Raw genomic sequence first — 19,692 nt, forward strand, 5'->3', positions numbered from 1 at the left:
TAATACTCTAAACATTATCAAATGTACTATTTAAGGGATTATTGTGAAAAAGTCACTCATTGCATCAGCCTTATTATTGGCTGCACCTAGCTTTGCTGGAAATTGTTCGCACTAAAGTGCTTGAGCAACAAAACCGTGCGCTTGATAAAATCGTCGATGTGGTGGTGTTTGACCCTCTAAATGCAGCGAATGGCTTTGCCTTACCAACCTCTAATAATCCTGTTATGGCGCTTTTTACTACGCCACCGCAGTCGGATACCGTGATATCAAATTCATCGGGTTGGCAGCAATTGTTGGTGCTGCACGAATACATTCATTTAGTCCATTTAGCGCAGCCAACCCGTAACGACTGGCAGCAAAAGATTCGCGGTGTATGGGATATATACGATTTAACCTATGGTGATACACCGCGCTGGGTAGCCGAAGGGTACGCCACTTTAATCGAATCAAAAATGACAGGTCGAGGGCGCTTATTTGATAACTATGCTGAGGCAATACTTAGAGAGTTTGCTCAGCAGGGAGCGCTTCCCACCTATGGGCAACTAAATAGCGATGAGGGCTTTATGGCGGGCTCTATGGCATATTTAATGGGAAGTCGTTTTTTATATTGGCTAGAGCAAAATTACTCAGAGCAGCTACTCGATAATATATGGGTTCGTATGCGAGCAGTGAAATCACGAGATTTTGACGACGCATTTTCTGGTGTATTTGGGCAAAGCGCTGCAAGGTTATATCGTCGATTTATTGCAGAGTATACCTATAAAGCGATGCAACAAGAGCAAACCGAATCACCACTTAATAGCAAGCTTTGGTTAGAACTTGATTTATACGCTAGCAATCCAGCTCTTTCAAATGATGGTAGCAAAATTGCGATAGTTGAACGTGATGAAAAGAGTAAAACAAAACTAATAATTTACAGTACAGAAGACAACACCAAAGCACGAGATAAGTTTACTAAGGTGCAAAAGGAGCTCCTAGAGAACGATAAGCAAGATGTTCCTGATACCCCGCCAATCGTGTTTAAGCGCGAACAAAAACAAGTACTAAATCAAATTAATCGCGCAGGTATTGCTAACCCGCAATGGGTAAATAACAACACACTTTATTTTAATGCCTACAGTAGTGAAGGATCGGGAACTTATAACAAAGTGTCTGACATTTTTAGCTACAACACCGACACTGGCAACATAGAGCAACTTACAGAGCTGGCCGGTATTCGCCGTTTTAGTGTTACCCGTGATGGTGAAACACTTTACGGTGAGCAAATAAGAGCTGGGTATTCTGAATTAGTAAAAGTCGATCTTAATACACAAACTATAACGCCGCTTTTCAGCAAGAGCTTAAAAACCACGTATGATTACCCGACGCTTAGCCCCGATGAAACAAAATTAGCTTATTTATCAGCGTCATTAAACGAAAATTGGCAATTGTATATACAAGGTGTGGGCGGTGACACTAGAGAGTCAGTCCCAATGCCTAACGGGTATCAATACTTAAGCCAACCGAGCTTTAGTCAAAACGGGGAGTCTATCTATTTTGTTGCTGGCCTAAATAATAAGACTGATATTTATAATTATCATATAAAAAATAACACCCTCACCCGCTTAACTAACGGGCAAGAAGCGCTCGCATACCCGATTGAGGCTGAAGGTGGCTCACTACTTTATTTCTCTATTAATGCCGATGGCCCTGATGTAAAAACGCTAACAACAAAAAACCGCACAGCCGTGACTGATTTCGCTGTAAACAGTGAAGCTCCATTGTTGATGGTAAATAAGCATACCCTGCCACCGGCAAAAATATATACCGATGAGATAGCAGAACAAAGCGATTACGCAGTACTTGATCAGCAAGCGACGTTTGCCTTGGGAACTCAGTATTATTCAGCGTCAACCAGTATATTAAATGTAGGTATAAAAAGTAGCGATTTATTAAAGCAGCTCGATTTACAGGTAGGGTATAGTGCCGACGTGCATGATGGCGCATTACATGGCGGTTTTGTGCAAGCAAAATACAATGCGTTAAATACAAAGTTTAAGCTTGCGCTATTTGATTATAATTTGGATACATCACGTCAATATCAACCTAGCTTAAACGCTGATATTGACGCCCGAGGTGGTTTTGTTGCAATAAGCCACCCATTGAAATTTGGCCAGCTTCAGTTAACCCCAGAATTGGCCTATAACTATACAGATTATAAAAATAGCCATAAAAATTGGACACGGTTGAGTATTGCTCAAAGCTGGCAACATGACCGCCAAGCATTTGCTATTGGGCAGAGTATTTATGCCAGCATTTATGATGGGCAGAATCACAGTAGTCATTGGCAAGGTTATGACTTGGCAGCAAAAATATTTGGTAAAGCGTTTGATATACCACTTTTTGTTAACTTTGAGCAAAAGCAAAGAGATGACAGTAGCCTGACATTAGGCGGCTTTAGTTCTAATTTAATTAATCAGCAGCAAAGTAGTGAATTTGTGCTTGCTGCTGAACTGCCTTTTTATAGTGCAACCACTGAGCGCTACCAAGGGTATGGTGGTGGCGTTAGCTTTAAAGAGGGGATGCCTTGGCTTTATTACAAACAACATCAATTAGATAGCAACGTTTATGCACAAAGTTACGGCTTAAAATACCAAGGTGACTTTAGCTTCGGGATGGGGCCTGCAGGCGTAAACGACCTAACTTTTAATGCTGGGCTGTCGCGTGTTGAAGGTGACAGCTTTGAAGATGAAATGCGCGCGTGGTTAAGTTTTTACTACTCTCTTTAATACTATGGGTAATACACTTTTAAATATGTATTACCCAAAAGCAACCTACTTTGGCTTAGTAAGCGATGCTAACTTTGCTTGGTATATATTGAGCTTTTCATTGTCTCGCTCATATTTAATGGCTTGTTCAAGCAAGGCTTGTGTTTGTTTAGACTTACCTTGTTGATAACGAATTTTTGCAAGCTCTAAGTAAAGCTCTGATATATATGGTGCTTTTGCAATTGCTGACTCAAGGTGGTTTTTAGCTTGAGTTACCTTTCCTTCCTGCAGGTTGTTTTTAGCAATAACCAATAGCTCGTAAGGGTCTTTTTCTTCATTAATTAATTGGCTTGTTAATTGTTTTTCTAGCTCTGTATCGCCAAGATCTTTTGCGAGTAGCCGATAGTTATTGATTAAGTTTATACTTATATCGTTTCTATTTAGTGCGGTTTGGTAAATCAGTTGAGCGCTTTTTAAATCGCCTGCACGGCGATGTAATATACCCGTAATATTGAACAATTCAGGATCGTTAGGAGTAAAAGAATTAGCTTTCAAAATAAGAGAGTAGGCTGTATTGAGTTTATTTTTAGCTAATGCTTCCGCCGCTAAATTGCTGTAAAACTTATTGAGTAAATCATTATAGGTGGCGCTGCCAGCATAAAAGCTGCCGCGGGTTGGGAAGTAATCTATTAAAGTGCCTGGGCGAATAAATACAATAAAGTTATCATCAGTTTCTTCTTCCGGTGCGTAAACTTTGGTTCTAAAATGGTTGGCTATGTAAACTAAACTTCCCTCTTTGGCATACACAGGTTCGCTGGTCATTTCTTGAAAACTGGTGTCAAGATCTAAAAGCGTGGCGTAGCTTTGTGTTAATATAGCTAAGCTAATACAGTTGCCTTGTGAGCGTTCAATAGTTTGTTTGGATGTTAGTGTATCACCGTGATACTTAAAGTTTGTAAGCTGGTTTTCTAGGTAGTTAAAAACAATTTCATCAGCACGTATCTCATTTAAGCGCTTCTGTGCATAAGCTAAAAACTTTTCTTTTTCAGGTTCTGAAAGCTCAAAAACACTGTGTTCATTAGGGGTTTCAACACGCTTGAAAAGAGAGTGGTTAATTACTTGTGTAAGCTGTACCTTTTTAATTTGCACTGCTGGTTGAGTACTACTGCATGCAGCTAAAAAAAAGCTAAGTGTAAAAACTAGATATTTCATAAATCACCTCACTGTGACTTTTAAGATTACAATGAGGTGACTTTATAATCAAGCACTTACAGTGCGATGCTTACTTAAGCGATTTTTGTGTGATTGCTTTTTACGTTTACGGCGTGTGAGCCATAAATAAAAGCCTGTACCAGCGAGCCATACAGGGCTAAGGCCAACAATACACCATAGTATTTTACTGATAAGCCCAGCAAAATAACCAAAGTGTAGTTTTCTAAAACTGTCTATTACTTGCCAACCAGCACCAGCCTCTCGAATATCCCAGTTAGCGATGTGTTCACCTGTTTGCTTATTATAGGTTATGGTATTGGCATATTCACTGGTAAGTGGGTTACTGGTATTTACTTCGCCATAAAGAGTGATATTTTCATCGGGCTCTCGTGGAAAAACTAAAAAAGTTGTATTAAAAGTGGGTATTTGCAGCTTGCTATCATTAAGAATCCGCTCAAAAGAGATGTCGTCACTATATAATTTATTTGTAATAGTGTGGTGCTCTTCTTCTGCGTGTTCTATTACTTCGTGATACCACACTGCACCATTAAAATAACCACCTGTAATCGCTAAAACGATAAGGATAGGTGAGCCTAAAACACCGGTCACCTTATGAATGTCACTGAGTACTATTTGTAACGTTGCGCGCCAGCGTACGCTAAATAGTCGCTGCCAAAATTTGCGGTAAATAATTAAGCCAGTAATACCTAAAGTTAATAAAAATAAAGCAAAAAAGAACCCTAATACGGTGCCTGTTTGCCCTGGTAAACTTTTTAAGTCGTTAAGTAAAAAGGTGTAATGGAGCTCTAAAAACCAGTCGGTAAAATAATGAGTTGTGCTTACGGGTTCTGATAAAACTTCTCCTGTGTATTGGTCTAAATGCAACTTATACCAATCGTCAGTGCCACGCTTAACCAAATAAAGCCGGTCGGCGGTGGTGTTATTAAAAAGCTCCCAGCTTCCTACTACATACTCAGGAAAGGCTGCTTCGGCTTTATCTATTAATGAGTCCATAGGTAAGCGAGCAGCTTGCTGCTGTACCACAAAGTGTTTGTCAGGCATCAGTAAGCCGTCTATTTCACTTTTAAACACTAAAACACTGCCAGTAATGCTAATAACAATTAAAGGAATAATGGCAATTAGCGCCAACCAACTATGAATTTTAAACAGTGTTTTTCTCATTATTTTAGCTTGTATGTTAAATTACACGTATGCGCATGATAACAGTTATCATTTGTATTGCAATTAGTTGAAGTGGCGTGCTGTGAAGTTTTAGTAACGGTTTTTGTATACTCAAGTTGCCATCATTAAAAACTAAAGTAAGCATGAAGCTTGTATAAAACCTAGCCAGCCCTACAATGCGCGCACACAAATAAAGCCTTTAAAAACAGATGTTTAAAAAATGTTTTATTTCTTCCTTTTTATTAACAACAATGTAACGAGCGAGGTTTGCTTTGGCGTATTATTTGCCTATTTTGTCAGTGTTTATTTTGGTTTTTAGTTTTTTACCGTTACTTAATAAAATTATTAAAAACCGCAGTGTATCGGGTGTATCACTGCTAATGATGACATTTGGTTTAGCGCAAAGTGTGTACTTTATTAGCTACAATCTTTATTTTGCTCGCTTTTATATTGCCTTGCCGTTTTTTGCGACAGGATTGTTGAGTGGTTTAATTTTATACTTTTTTGCCCGTTATAATGCCGCTAAACGTCAGAAGCTGCAGTTACTTGGCATGCTTAGCTTTTCGTTATTACCTTTTTTGTTGCTGTTAAACCCTAACCTAGATACTGCCTCTGTGCTAAACGGCTTAACTTATGTGGGCTTAATTATGAGTTCGGTTCGGGTTATGCCACAAACCTATAAAACACTGCGAACAGGGAATATTAGTAACCTGAGTGCGCGCTATTTTAGTTTGCAATTTATAGCAGGTATCTGTGGTTTGTTTGCAGAGCTAGCCATGCCAGTGCAAAGTACTTCGCATATATTAATGTTTATTATGATATTGCTTACTAATGCGCTGCAATTTGCGTGTATGCAGTATTATCGCGTACGTCCTGTGTTGGCATAAAATTATAGTGACCGTTAATTTCATTTGTGGCACTTTGAGTGACCAATAAATAAAAAGTGCCCACTATGAAATTAACTATCCATCAAATCGATGCGTTCAGCAGTGAACTGTTTAAAGGTAATTATGCTGCCGTGATCCCATTGGAGTCTTGGCTTAGTGATGATCTTATGCTGAATATAGCTTCGGAAAACAATGTGTCTGAAACCGCTTTTACTTGTCAGTCGGCAGATGGAAGCTTTGCGATACGTTGGTTTTCGCCATTAATGGAGATTGATTTTTGCGGCCATGCTACTTTAGCGGCGGCCTATGTGCTTTGTGAGCAACATAGTATATCGCAGGTGTGCTTTAGCGCAGAGGCGGTGGACAAACTGATTGTTAATAAAAATAACGATGGCAGCTTTGCTATGACCTTTCCTAAACAAGCCCCTGAAGAGGTTCAGCTCATCCCTGATGCTCTATTAGCTGGCCTGTCTATACAACCTGTTAAAGTGCTGAAAAACCGCCAAGCTTATTTTGCTATTTATGATAATGAGCAGCAGGTTGTAGATCTGAAAACAACCAATGAACAACTAAAAAAATTAGCCCCATTAGATGTGGTTGCAACAGCACCGAGTGTTGAGTACGACTTTATTTCTCGTTATTTTTGGCCTGCCAGTGGGGGTGATGAAGACTTTGTAACCGGCTCAATTCATACTGGGCTTGCCCCTTATTGGGCAGGGCAGTTTGGAAAAAATTCTCTCAGTGCTTATCAAGCCTCACAACGAGGTGGGAAGCTACACTGTGAAGTGGGCAATACAACAGTGACATTAACGGGTCATGCCGTAAGGTACCTTAAAGGCACTATTTACCTTTGAGTTAGTGTAAAAAAGGCCACGTATGACGTGGCCTTGGTTTACTCAGTGTTATTTATGCTTCTAGCGCTTTGCTAATTAAGCGGTCGATATATTTTTTATGTGCTTTGGTTGCGGTATCAGCGCCCCATGCAACCTTTTTATCGGCTATTTGAGTTAGCTGATATAGCGCGGCTGTTTTCGCTAAGTTATCGTATTTACTTGCTTTTTCTAGGCCTGCAATCGCAATTAACTGATTAACATATTCAATCTGTAAATTATGACTGACTGAATTAGCGGTTTTACTATCAACAAAGATACTTGCAGTTAAATCCTCCATAAATTGCGTAAGGCTGTATTCATTACCATATAAAGCAGTATCTGAAATACGCAGTAACACAGCAGGATGTAGTAGTTGCGCTAGTACACTCTTTTGCATACCTAAAATCATTTTATGCGGTTTAGGGTCTTCGTTTTTACCGTAATGATTAAACCCACGACGCTGCTGCTGCATAAAGTTATACAATGGCTGCATGCTTTGCAGTACATTTGGAGCAAACACATACTCAGCTAAAATAGCCATTGCTTGGGTTTGACGCTCAAGTGGTACCGGTGTAAAAGGCTTTGCTGCATTTTCATCGCCCACGACGGCACGCTCTACATACACGCCACCAATTTGACGAGATACCACGCCTGCTTGTGCACGATACTGGCCAAATAGGCTGTTAGCTGAAGTAACAAGCTGTTGGTAAGACTCACCTTTTACTGTAGCTTTGTCTTTAAGTTCTGCAAAGAGCGTATTGATCAGTGCCATTCTATCTGCGCCGTAAGCTGCAGGGTTAGACGACAAGTCACCTATCATCACGCGAGGGTCTATGTGGCGGCCAGGGGCACGCATGTCGTCGGCATCGTTACCAAAGGAAAGCGCATGTTCGCTTGAGCGAGCGAGTATTTTATCAAGGCGAGCTTGCTCTGCAGCTTCATCTTTAAGCGCTGCGCTGTAGCCGTAATTTATTGCCCAATCATCGTATGGACCTGGTTTAGTTTGGAAAATATCGCCTTGAGTCACACCCGTTGGCGCTATATTTGCTGGCGCATAGTCCATTACCGAGCCGGTAACTATGCCTTGGGTTTTACTTTTGTCGTGAACTTCTTTCTCATCCCACAAAATAGAAGACTTCATGTTGTGATTAAGACCTAGAGTATGCCCTACTTCATGTAAAACCAGCTGAGTTAAGCCTTGGCGCAACATTTGGGTATCTTCAATATCAGCGCCATTTGCTAAGCCCTTGGCCATTATTAGGCTTTGCTGTAATTCATGACCTAAAGAGCAATTGAGTTCTGAATAGTTGGTTGGCTGTGTATGGCTCATCGTGCCTTGAGTATACAGTGTGTCGTATATCCAGCGGTTTTTCATAAATACAAACTCAAGCATAATGTCTGAGCCTAAAATTTCACCGGTTAACGGGTTCGCTAATGCTGGCCCATACCCACCAAACGGTGGTTTGGGTGATGAAGTCCAGCGTAGTACGTTATAGTTAATATCGCCGGCATCCCAATCGGCATCGTCAGGTTGAATTTTCACTTCAAGTGCATTTTTAAAGCCTGCTTTTTCAAATGAGGTGTTCCAAGCAAGTACGGCATCACGCACGGTGTCACGCCATTCAACCGGTGTGGTGTTTTCTATCCACCAGGTAATCGGTTTTACTGGTTCTGAAAGTGCAGCGTTTGGATCTTTCTTTTGTAAATCCCAGCGCTTAATGACATCTTGGTATGGCGCCCAGTCGGTTGACGTCATTTTATCAAACTGATTGGTGAAATAACCAATACGTGCATCATCAAAGCGAGGTTGGTAATTGTTTTCTGGTAAAGCCACAAATGAATGTTGTACTTTTACCGACACACTTCGGGGGTCGCTTACAGCACCTGAACCTCGAACGGTTGGGCTGCTATTGGTAAAAACATAATCAACAACCACATCTAGGTTGTTAGGGTATGGGCGCTGTTTGATGATGCGTGATTTTTTATCGTCTAACTTACCTACTTTAAAACGCTTTTTAGCATTTTTATCGTTCGGGTTAGGCGTAGGAGATACTTTATGTAGCGCTTCACTTAAAAAAAGCTCGTTTACATTAAAGGCTATTTTCCCTTCTTCTTGTTTTTCAATTTTTATACTTGCAAGCACGGCTTCGCTGATATTAGCTTCGCTGGCTTTGGCAAGTGCGCTATTTTCATTAAATAAGTAGCGAGGGGTTTTACTAATGATGTCGATGCGATCAAAGTATTTTCTAAATTCAATCAGCTTTGTTTCACGATACGACCCACGGAAATGACCCGCATCAGTTACACCATCAATGGTATGTGCAAAGTACACAAAAGGCGTATCGAGCTGTGACTCATTTATCACCATTAAGTGATCGCCGGTTTTTTCATCTTGGTAAAGATTAAAAATACCCGCAAATTCGGTTTGCCCTTTAATCATTTCAGTTAATGTTTGTGGTTTCTTTTCTTCTTTTTTTTCTGCTGCAACAGCATAGCTGCCACTAAACGCTATACTCAGCGCCAAGGTAAGTGTGGTTAATTTCATTGTTTAGTCTTTTTTAGTTGTTAATGTAATTTTACTGTACGGTGTGTCATGCTTTTTGGCACAGTATGATTAATAAATACTAACCTAAAGTGATTAGCTTTATGATTTATAATGGTAAAAGATTGTAACAATACATTTATAAAGCGACTTAACAGTGCTTTTGACTTACCTTTTATTCGCTGAAGCAGACCTTTTTTATACTTTTTTGTAACAGTTGCTTACAAATGTCACGTTAATGTTTCATTAAGCTTTGGTATCATAGTGCTAATAGTAATTTGGGAGAAATAAACAGATGCAAGGTAATGTACTTAGATGGGCTTTTCCATTTGTAGCACTGGCATTAGGTGTTGCTGGTTTTGTTGCAATTAATGCGATTGCAAAAGAGTCAGACAAAAAAGAAGTCATAGACACTCGACCAACGGTGCAAGTTGAAGCCGTTTCCGCTAACGATCATCAAGTTATCATTAATAGTTATGGTGAAGTGCAGCCACTAGAAAATACCCAACTTTCAGCGCAAGTGTCAGGTGAAGTCGTCAGCTGGCATCCAAGCTTTGTGGCGGGTGGTGTTGTGGGTCGCGGCGAAACCTTATTTACTATTGAAAAAGATAACTACGAGGCTGCGGTATTGCAAGCTGAAGCTGAACTTGCCCGCGCTCAAGCGATGTTAATTGAAGAGCAAGCGCAAGCCAAAGTAGCAGAAGACGAAGCAAAACGTTTCCCAAATAAAGCACGTACAGATTTATTTTTACGCAAACCACAAGTGCTGAGTGCGCAAGCATCAGTTAAGTCGGCGCAAGCAGCATTAAAAAGAGCCCAACGCGATTTAGACAATTGTGAAATCACCGCACCTTACGATGCATTAGTGGTTAGTCGGAATGTGGGGGTTGGCCAGTTTGTTAGTATGGGCGCTCAAGTTGCCGAGCTGAATAATATTGAAACCGCTGAAGTGATTATTCCGATCGCAGGTTTTGACAGTGTGTTTTTACCTGAGCGCGTTAAAGGGGTAACGGCAACCGTTATTAAAACAGGATTCAATGGGTTTACTCGCCAAGCAGTAATAGACCGCGATTTAGGGATTGTTGATAACGCGACTCGCATGAGCAGTTTAGTGGTAAGAATTGAAGATCCTTACGGACTGACTAATCAGCAGCCTGCAATTAAATTTGGCACTTATGTACAAGTAAACTTTGCCGGCACTATGCTCAATAATATTTATCGTTTACCGCAAGAGTTAGTAAATAACCAAACCGTGTGGATAGTTAATGATGAGCAACAGTTAGAGCCGCGTAAAGTAAAAGTGATTCGTGAAGAAGGCGAATATTTTTATATTAGCGATGGCTTACAAGCCAACGATAAGCTCGTTACCACCTTACCGGAATACCCTCAAAAAGGCATGGCAGTAAAAATAGCCGGTTTAACAGAGACTAAAAATACAGATGCAGCAGAAAATGCATCCACTGAAAAACTTTAAGGTAGGGTGAGTTATGAATAACACAGAACAGCCCAATACAACCAAACAAACAGGGTTAATTGCGTATTTTGCTAACAACTCTGTTGCTGCCAATTTAATGATGTTTTTTATTATTGTAATGGGGCTTATAAGCTACTTTACCATTCAGCGACAAATGTTCCCTAATATAGAAGTTAACTATATTACTGTAAATGCAAACTACCCGGGGGCGTCGCCACAAGAAATTGAAGAAAGTATCTTAATAAAAATTGAAGAGTCGCTAAAAGATATAACTGAGATAAAAAAAGGGGTATATCGCGCTTTTCGTAATGGGGGTTCTGCCAGCCTTGAAATTAATACTGACGCAGAGCTTACCGACGTTCTCGATAAGGTAAAACTGCGAGTAGATGGTATCGCGACTTTTCCTGCAGGAATGGAGCCGGTTACCATTAGTCAAATAGAGTTTCGCCAAGATGTAATTGGTATGACGCTCGTGGCTGACCTACCGCTAAATGAGCTTAAGCCAATCGCAAATCAGGTTGAAGATGAACTCTTGCAGTTATCGAATGTATCTTTAGTGGTAAACGATGTGCCACTGGATGAAATTGCCATAGAAATAGAGCCCGACACACTGCGCCAATATAATTTAACTTTATCGGATGTAGCGAACGCGGTACGTCGTTATTCGGCTAACTTTTCAGCCGGACAACTAAAAACTGATGCGGGTGTTATTTCGGTTCGAGTAGAAAATCAGTTTTATTCTGGTGAAGAGTTTAGGCAAATTCCGGTAAAAATTGGCGCCAATGGTGCCAAAGTGTTGCTACAAGATATTGCTATAATCAAAGATCAGTTCGTTGAAGGTGAGCGTTACTTTAAATTTAATGGCGAAAACGCGGTTTATTTATCGGTAAAAGCCACCGAAGATCAAAACATTATTCCGGTGGCCGATTCGGTTAAAGCGTATATTGATCAAAAAAATAAAGAACTGCCATTGGGTGTACGTATAGAGCCGCTAATGGACTTTACTTACTATCTAAATGCACGCTTAGACATGATGAAAGCTAATTTGCTGCAAGGTGCAATTTTAGTCGCTATTATGCTTTCGTTATTTTTACGTTTTAAGCTCGCACTGTGGGTAATGATTGGTTTACCAGTGTGCTTTTTAGGTGCGATGATGCTGATGCCGTTATTTGGTATCACAATTAATATTGTGTCTTTATTTGCCTTTATTATGGTGCTGGGGATTGTGGTGGATGATGCCATTGTCATAGGTGAAAGTGCCTACACCGAAATAGAAAAAAAAGGCGGCGGTGTTGTTAATGTGGTTAATGGCGCTAAACGAGTGGCAACCCCTGCCACCTTTGGTGTACTAACAACCATTGCGGTATTTGCGCCGTTTACGCTTTCAAGCGGCCCTGAAAGTTCCTTTTTTATAGGTATTTCAGTGGTGGTGATTTTATGTTTAATATTTAGCTTGATTGAATCTAAGCTGATATTACCGGCACACATTGCGCATACTCACTTTTCTCCTATTAACCCTGACGGTTGGCGAGCACGCTTTAATAAGCGCTTTTTTGGCTTTGTAAATGGGCCGTATAGGCAGTTTATTGTTAATTGTATAAAGTGGCGTTGGACGGTGCTGTTTAGTTTTATTGCGCTACTAATTTTCACCTTTGCGTTAATATCGTCAAATCAGGTGAGAATGATCCCATCGCCTAAAGTGCCGCATGACTTCCCGCAAATTAATGTTGAGATGAACGATAACGTATCAGACATTCAAACTATTAATGCTATTCGCCAAATCGAAGCCATGGTGCTTGAAATAGATAAGCAAACCGAGCGCGAAGAAGGGCAAAAGATGATTCGCGATGTATTGGTATTTAACCAAGGTCGTACAGAGGCGCAGTTATTAGCGCCATTGGTTGATGAAGATTTACGCCCTTATAATGCCTTTGAGCTTTCGCGCCGCTGGCGTGAAGCGATGCCTAATATTGCGGGCGTTAAATCGTTAACTATTCAGGATGATGTTGGCGGTGGAGGTGGCGGCGGTAACGGTGAGTTTGGTTACTTGCTGTATGGCTCTGATATCGATACATTGAATGAAGCAGGGCGTCGCTTTATTGGATTATTGCAGCAGCAAGAAGGCTTATTTGATATAAGCTCTACCATTGATCCTGCTAGCAAAGAAGTACAAATGAGCTTAAAACCAGTCGCCTTTGACTTAGGGTTAGATTTGGCCTCAATTGCAAATCAAGTCGGTGCCAGTTTTTATGGTGGCGAGGCGCAACGTGTTATTCGTCGCGGTGAAGAAGTACGGGTGATGGTACGTTACCCTAAGCTTACTCGCGAAGCGTTTTCATCGCTTAAACACGCGGTTATCACCACGCCCCAAGGCAAAGAAGTATTGCTAGGAGATGTGGTTGAGTTAACTGAAACCCCTGGTATTAGTTATATTCGTCGTGAAGGCGGTTATCGCACTGTTTATGTGTATGGCAACATTGATGAGGAAGTGATTGAGCCAGGCGAAGTGGTTAAGCAAGTAAAAGAAAATTTACTACCACAATTGTTGGACGAATACCCAAGTGTTAAGTCAGAACTAGGTGGCGCAATTGAAGAACAGCAGGCGCAAGCTAATGAGCAACTGCTATTTTTTGCTGGTGGTATGATTTTAGTTTATATATTACTTGCCGTGCCGTTAAAAAGTTACTCACAACCTCTCATTGTAATGTCGGTTATTCCATTTAGTTTAACGGGGGCAATATGGGGTCATTTTTGGTTTGGTTTAGATATTAGTTTAATGTCGGGCTTTGGTTTAATTGCTGCTGCAGGGGTGGTTATTAACGACTCCTTAGTGATGACTGATTTTATTAATCAGGCGCGTCGAGCTGGTATCACTATAAAAGATGCGGTTATTGAAGCAGGCTGTGCACGCTTTAGGCCCATATTACTTACCTCAATTACGACCTTTGCAGGGGTATTGCCGATTATGTTTGAGACCAGTTTACAAGCCAAATTTGTAATACCTATGGCGGTAGCTCTGGGCTTTGCGGTTATGTTTGCAACACTGATCACCCTTATTTTGGTGCCGTGTTTGTATATTATTTTAACCGACATAGGCGCGCTATTTAAGCGCCCGTTCGCAAGTAAAAAAGCGAGCGTAAGTTAACATCACCCAGATCATGTAGCTGAAAAAAGCCAACCGTTTATAAAGCGGTTGGCTTTTTTGTTTTATGCTCATTAGTGCAAACTTTAGTATTGTTTTTAAACTCTGGTTACATTCTTTTGTTTGATTATTGCAACATTGCGAATTACAATCAGTCGGTATTGGTATTACACAATGGTTTTTAACCTAATACTTTAGTTAACGCATATTAGCTCATGAGCTAGTTTGCCTGTTGAAAGCCATATGATATGGGCGACGTTTGACTCTTTAAGGTGTTGCAGTGTTTATACATTCATCATTAACATGTGGAGAATGGTTAACTATTGGTTGTCTTGGGCTCGATCAGTATAGCCAGCTCTTTGTTGGTGATACGGTTAGTGTGAGCTTTTACGATGAGCATGGCGAATTAACTCAGCTAGCGTTTGATTATGAAATACTCTCTCCAGAGCAGGGCGAACCGCATGCTTGGAGTTTGCTGGTGGTTGAGCATATTAATATGCATATTCCGCTTGTGTGCGCTGGTAGAATGACAGAGCAAGGATTGGTGGTTGCGTACCGACATAACAAAATATTTGCACTTGAAAGCAGTGGTATTTGTAGCGCGGTGGTTCACTTTAATCGCGCTGAAAAAAATAAAAAATTAATCACAGTCAATAGCCTTGGATACGACGCGGTTTATCCTCAAAATGGCGATATGTACAGTGCGGGCACCAAAGTATTACAGCCAAAAACAGGGCATATATACCAGTGTAAGGCATGGCCATTTAGTGAGTTTTGCCGTGTGAATGAGAATAGCGCTATGTTTGAGCCAGGCGTTGGTGAAAGCTGGGCGATGGCTTGGCAGCAAATACAGTAAATCAACTTCCCTTAGGTATAACGACAACAATAAAAATTCTCGTAGTTTTTAGTTATCGAATTTATACCGCTTTAGCCCACTCAACTATGAGTGGGCTTTTTTATTTTTATGATAAACTGACCGCCATTGTTATTTTTTAAGCGGTTTTTTTGTGTCTTCTTCTGATTATTCTTTAAGCTTATTACCTAATTTCCCTGTTGCTAAAAAGCAAGCTCATGCGCTGACTACTCATGCTAAAACACGCAGTGATGATTATTATTGGATGCGCGATGATGAGCGACAAAATGCCGATATACTCGCACATTTAGCGCAAGAAAATGCCTATTGTGATGCACAATTAGCTGCCATTAAGCCACTACAAAATACATTATATGAGGAGCTTAAAGGTCGTATTGTAAAAGACGATAACACTGTACCGGTAAAAGACGGCCAGTATTGGTATCACTCAGAGGTTCGCGGAGATGATGAATATGCGCGTCATTATCGCAGCCGCAGTATGGCAATGGCTGATAAAGAACTACTACTTGATGTTAATGAACTTGCCAATGGCTATGAATTTTATGAGTTAGGGGAAGTGGCACTGAGCCCCAACGAGCAATTAATGGCTTACTCTGAAGATACCGACGGCAGACGGATATACACAGTACGGTTTAAAGATTTAAGCAGCAATAAAATGCTCGACGATGTACTTGAGATTACCGAGGGGCAAGTTGTTTGGGCGAACGACAATAAAACCGTATTTTATGTAAAAAAGGATTTAAAAACCTTATTGGGTTATCAAGTTTTTAGACATGAACTAGGGACTGAGCAACACCAAGATGTACTGGTATACGAAGAGCAAGACAGCAGCTTTTTTATGGGCTTAGGTAAAAGCCGTGATGAAAGCTTAATTATTATTGATTTGGCGAGCACAGAAACTAACGACATGTGGGTGCTTGATGCCAATCAACCGCAAGGTGAGTTTACCGCTTTAATGCCGCGCGAAGAGGGGCATGAATTTGATATCGATAAGCTTGGTGATATTTTTTATATAGTAACTAACTGGCAGGCCAAAAACTTTAGATTAATGACCGCAACAAGCGACACCATTGCTGATAAAAACCAGTGGCAAACACATACCCCTCATCGTGAAACTGTATTATTAGAAGGCGTTGAACTATTTAACGACTTTTTAGTGCTTAGCGAGCGCGAACAAGGCCAAGCACGCTTTGTTGTGGTTAATAAAAACGGCGAGCGAATGAACCTTGAGTTTGATGATCCTTGTTACTACGCCGCTATTGCGATGAACCCAGAGCCAAGTGTAACCCATGCACGCATTTACTATTCAAGCTTAACAACGCCAGGTTCGCTCTATAATGTTGATTTAACCACAGGCGAAAAAACCTTACTTAAACAACAAAAAGTACTCGGTGATTTTAACGCAGAAGACTACCAGTCAGAGCGGCTTATGGTAAGCGCTCGAGATGGGGTGAAAGTGCCGGTGTCGTTGGTATATCGTAAAGATAGCTTCAAAAAAGATGGCTCAAATCCGTTGTTTCAATATGGTTATGGCGCGTATGGGATCACCATAGATCCTAGTTTTTCGAGTACATCACTGAGTTTACTCGACCGTGGTTTTGTCTATGCGATTGCGCATGTGCGTGGTAGCGAAATGCTAGGGCGTTCATGGTACGAACATGGTAAAAAACAGCATAAACAAAATAGCTTTAATGACTTTATAGATGTAACTAAAGCGCTCACTGAGCAAGGATATGGCAACAAAAGTAAAGTGTTTGCCTCTGGTGGCAGTGCTGGGGGGTTATTAATGGGAGCTGTGGTAAATCAAGCGCCTGAACTTTACTGTGGAGTGGGCTGCCATGTGCCATTTTTAGATGTGCTCACCACAATGTTAGATGAAAGCATTCCGCTTACAACAAATGAGTATGATGAATGGGGTAACCCAAATGACCCCCATTTTTACGACATTATTGAAGCTTATTCACCGTACGACAATATTAGTGCGCAACACTACCCCAATATATTGGTGACAACCGGCTTGCACGACTCACAAGTACAGTATTGGGAACCAATGAAATGGGTGGCTAAAATGCGTGAATATAAAACCGATGATAATATTTTAGTGTTTAAAACCGACATGGATGCAGGGCATGGTGGGGCATCGGGTCGCTTTAAGAGCTTAGAAGAAAAAGCGCTAGAAATGGCCTTTTTTATCGCTTTGTCATAGCCCGTAAATGATTGTTACAAAAAAGCCTCAGTAATAACTGAGGCTTTCTATTTTTTAAAATAACTTAATCTAGGTAGGCTTTTAACATCCACACTAGTTTTTCTTGCTCTTTAATGTAGTCACTCATTAATGACGCGGTACCTTCATCATCAGCTTCAGCGGCTTGTGCAAGAATATCGCGCTGCATTTTAATTAAGCTGCTGTATCCGGCAAGTAAGTTCTCTACTGCGGTTACGCCGTCGCTGATCCCTTTTGCTTCTTTAATTTCGCTTACTTCTAAGTAATCTGAAAATGCATGTAGCGGTGCACCATCAAGCGTTAAAATACGTTCTGCGATTTCATCTACTTTTAACAGTAGTAAGTTATAAATTTCTTCAAACTTTAAATGTAATTCAAAAAAGTTTCGGCCTTTAATATTCCAGTGAAAACCACGCGCATTCATATATTGAATTTGATAGCTGCTTAAAAGCGTATTCAGTGACTTAATAATATCTTCACTTTTTGTACTGTTTAAACCAATTGCATTTACTTGCGACATACTTTGCTCCTTAAATAACCGTTTTATGAATTTGTTTACACCTTGTTCAATACAGTCAGTATTACCTAAGATGGTGTATTAATAAAATCGTTTATACATATTGGTGTCATAGCTAAAAGCTATCACCGTAGCTCGACTTTTTAAATAAGTTAGCTAACGCTGTTCAATAGATATGGGTTGTGTTTATAAAAATACTACCTTGAGCAGCGAAATTGTTTATTTTGTGAGTACAAAATATGATCTAAAACAAGCTTTTGACAGGCGCAGCGCACACTTATTTTATTTATTGATGTAGGTCAAAAAACGCTCATAAGTAAAGCGCATAATCACTATAACCCAACTTGATAGGGATCACTTTATTGAGTTAAGGGGCTACTTGATTAGATGCGGAGAGAAATTATGGAAGCTAAAACACGTAAAGAAAATAAAGCTGAACTCATCGTTATTGGTATTGCTTTGCTAGGGTTTGTATTAGGGTTAGTTGCGCACTTAGCGGGTGCGAGTTTTGCAAACTCTGATGCCTTTGGCTATATTGCTGCACCAATGCCCTTAGTGCTAGGTATTATATTTTTGATCAGCTACAAAGTGGCGGCTGCAGCCGAGGACTAAATGTCCTCATTCAAGCGCTCAAGAATATAATTAACGACTTGGCGTGAGTAAATCATACTGGTATGGCTTAAGTGAAATACCTTATGTTCGGCCATACCCTTTAGCTTGGTTTCATCTAGTAATACGGTGCCATCAGAGCGGCTGCCTTTTACAATGAGTGGCATTAAGCCAATCGGTAAGTCGCCGGCAATGCTATATAGCTTGGCTTTAAAAGGCCAATCACCATTCTTAGAGAGTAAAAACTCAACGCTATTTTTTAATAATAGCTCGAACCCTTTTTGCTGCATTTTTTCAGCAATATGGCTGCCAGTATGTGGCGTTCCTAAGGTGATTACCTTTTCAACATGATGACTTGGCGCTGAGTTTGCCTCTAAATAGGCGCGAGCAACTAAGCCCCCCATAGAGTGACACACTAAAGCAGAAGGCTCGTTGCCAATAAATTCATCTATTTGCGAAAAAATAGCATCCCGATTAGGGTCACGCGTATTGTAGGTAAGGTTTAAAACTTTCACCCCCGACTCCTCCAAGCGTGAGCACAACGGGCGCATAACCAAGCCAGACATATATAAGCCATGTAAAACAATCACGTGTTTAACTTTCATACGCCCCCTAATACCAATTTTATTAAAAACATGATCATTCTAGCGTATTAAATAATCCGCTACCTACGTTAAAAATTATTTATATAGAACAACTATATGTCACAATTTTCGCCTTGTTACCGACTTATTTACTTGTCGCTATAATAGATAACTAATTTAATGCAATTGGTATAACCTATTCTAGTTACATTAATTGCTGAGGTTTTATCTCAATGTTAGTGGTGTCGGTATTAACCCAAACTTCACCATCTTGAATGGTAATTGCCAATTTAATATTACGATCAATCAACGCAGCTAATAGCTGAGTAGCAGCATAATCAAGACTAAAGATGCTTAAGTTTTTAAACTCATACAATTTAGGCTGATGCTTTTGCCACCAAATAGCTTGGTTATTCTCGCCATAGGTATATAAAATTACTTTTTTAGCTTTATTACAGGCTTTTTTAAGGCGCTTTTCATCTGGTAACCCCAGCTCAATCCACAGCTCTATTTCTTCACTGTAATTGACATGCCAAAGCTCCGGCTCATCATCAGCGCTTAACCCTTTGGTAAACTCTAAACCATCACAGCTATTAAGTGCAAAAGCGAGTAAGCGGATCATCAACCGCTGATCTGTTTCTGATGGGTGTTGTGCCAAGGTCAGGTTAAAGTCTTGGTATACGTGACGGTCCATATCGCTAAGCGATAACTGCGCCTTCATGATGGTAGATTTGAGAGCCATAGTGTCTTATATGAAAAAATTTGCGTCAGTATAGCGCAATTAAATGAATTGCCAGTTAAAATAGCTACAAATTATATGTTAGGA

General features: G+C 40.4%; 13 protein-coding genes and 1 pseudogene. 8 read left to right on the plus strand and 6 right to left on the minus strand.

Annotated elements, in window-relative coordinates; genetic code table 11:
* The first annotated feature begins 43 nt into the window (after positions 1-43).
* Positions 44-2,768, plus strand: a pseudogene (locus QL986_RS12900) (hypothetical protein).
* A 45-nt stretch (positions 2,769-2,813) separates the two neighbouring features.
* Here QL986_RS12900 and QL986_RS12905 read toward each other — a convergent pair.
* Together QL986_RS12905 and QL986_RS12910 are read right to left on the minus strand one after the other, a co-directional pair.
* Positions 2,814-3,959: a tetratricopeptide repeat protein gene (locus QL986_RS12905; RefSeq protein WP_138686754.1), complete on the minus strand. Its 1,146-nt coding sequence runs from the start codon at positions 3,957-3,959 to the stop codon at positions 2,814-2,816.
* Positions 3,960-4,007: 48 nt separating this feature from the next.
* Positions 4,008-5,141, minus strand: a complete 1,134-nt coding sequence (locus QL986_RS12910; protein ID WP_138765035.1) for a PepSY-associated TM helix domain-containing protein — start codon at positions 5,139-5,141, stop codon at positions 4,008-4,010.
* Between the two features lie 272 nt (positions 5,142-5,413).
* Between QL986_RS12910 and QL986_RS12915 the strand changes: the two genes are divergently transcribed.
* A complete protein-coding gene (locus QL986_RS12915) occupies positions 5,414-6,028 on the plus strand; it encodes a PQ-loop domain-containing transporter (protein ID WP_016899022.1) in 615 nt (204 codons plus the stop codon).
* A 65-nt stretch (positions 6,029-6,093) separates the two neighbouring features.
* The gene (locus QL986_RS12920) at positions 6,094-6,882 is read left to right on the plus strand and encodes a PhzF family phenazine biosynthesis protein (protein WP_138765036.1); all 789 of its coding nucleotides are present in this window, start codon (positions 6,094-6,096) and stop codon (positions 6,880-6,882) included.
* A gap of 52 nt (positions 6,883-6,934) precedes the next feature.
* Here the strand turns inward: QL986_RS12920 and QL986_RS12925 are convergent, their stop codons facing one another.
* On the minus strand, positions 6,935-9,445 hold the full coding sequence (locus QL986_RS12925; protein ID WP_138765037.1) for a zinc-dependent metalloprotease: 2,511 nt from the start codon (positions 9,443-9,445) through the stop codon (positions 6,935-6,937).
* A gap of 292 nt (positions 9,446-9,737) precedes the next feature.
* On the opposite strand from QL986_RS12925, the gene QL986_RS12930 reads away from it, so the two are divergent.
* From QL986_RS12930 to QL986_RS12945, 4 genes are all read left to right on the plus strand, one after another.
* On the plus strand, positions 9,738-10,916 hold the full coding sequence (locus QL986_RS12930) for an efflux RND transporter periplasmic adaptor subunit (RefSeq protein ID WP_028834707.1): 1,179 nt from the start codon (positions 9,738-9,740) through the stop codon (positions 10,914-10,916).
* Positions 10,917-10,929: 13 nt separating this feature from the next.
* Entirely contained in the window at positions 10,930-14,061 is a 3,132-nt protein-coding gene (locus QL986_RS12935) for an efflux RND transporter permease subunit (RefSeq protein WP_138765038.1), read from the plus strand.
* A gap of 277 nt (positions 14,062-14,338) precedes the next feature.
* Positions 14,339-14,914 (plus strand): hypothetical protein, encoded by a 576-nt coding sequence (locus tag QL986_RS12940; protein WP_013466224.1) that lies wholly within the window; start codon positions 14,339-14,341, stop codon positions 14,912-14,914.
* A 151-nt stretch (positions 14,915-15,065) separates the two neighbouring features.
* Positions 15,066-17,138, plus strand: a complete 2,073-nt coding sequence (locus tag QL986_RS12945) for a S9 family peptidase (protein ID WP_138686758.1) — start codon at positions 15,066-15,068, stop codon at positions 17,136-17,138.
* A 64-nt stretch (positions 17,139-17,202) separates the two neighbouring features.
* Here the strand turns inward: QL986_RS12945 and QL986_RS12950 are convergent, their stop codons facing one another.
* Positions 17,203-17,676, minus strand: a complete 474-nt coding sequence (locus QL986_RS12950; RefSeq protein WP_008112861.1) for a Dps family protein — start codon at positions 17,674-17,676, stop codon at positions 17,203-17,205.
* 399 nt (positions 17,677-18,075) lie between these two features.
* Here QL986_RS12950 and QL986_RS12955 point away from each other — a divergent pair, with 399 nt between their 5' ends.
* On the plus strand, positions 18,076-18,285 hold the full coding sequence (locus QL986_RS12955; RefSeq protein ID WP_016899028.1) for a hypothetical protein: 210 nt from the start codon (positions 18,076-18,078) through the stop codon (positions 18,283-18,285).
* Here the strand turns inward: QL986_RS12955 and QL986_RS12960 are convergent.
* Both QL986_RS12960 and QL986_RS12965 read right to left on the minus strand, forming a co-directional pair.
* The gene (locus QL986_RS12960; RefSeq protein ID WP_028834704.1) at positions 18,282-18,887 is read right to left on the minus strand and encodes an alpha/beta hydrolase; all 606 of its coding nucleotides are present in this window, start codon (positions 18,885-18,887) and stop codon (positions 18,282-18,284) included. The genes QL986_RS12955 and QL986_RS12960 overlap by 4 nt on opposite strands.
* A 184-nt stretch (positions 18,888-19,071) precedes the next feature.
* A complete protein-coding gene (locus QL986_RS12965; protein WP_090495108.1) occupies positions 19,072-19,608 on the minus strand; it encodes a YaeQ family protein in 537 nt (178 codons plus the stop codon).
* Between the last annotated feature and the right edge of the window lie 84 nt (positions 19,609-19,692).

Origin of the sequence: Pseudoalteromonas sp. APC 3250, assembly GCF_030407915.1 — a bacterium.
In the GTDB taxonomy this organism is placed as follows: domain Bacteria; phylum Pseudomonadota; class Gammaproteobacteria; order Enterobacterales; family Alteromonadaceae; genus Pseudoalteromonas; species Pseudoalteromonas tetraodonis.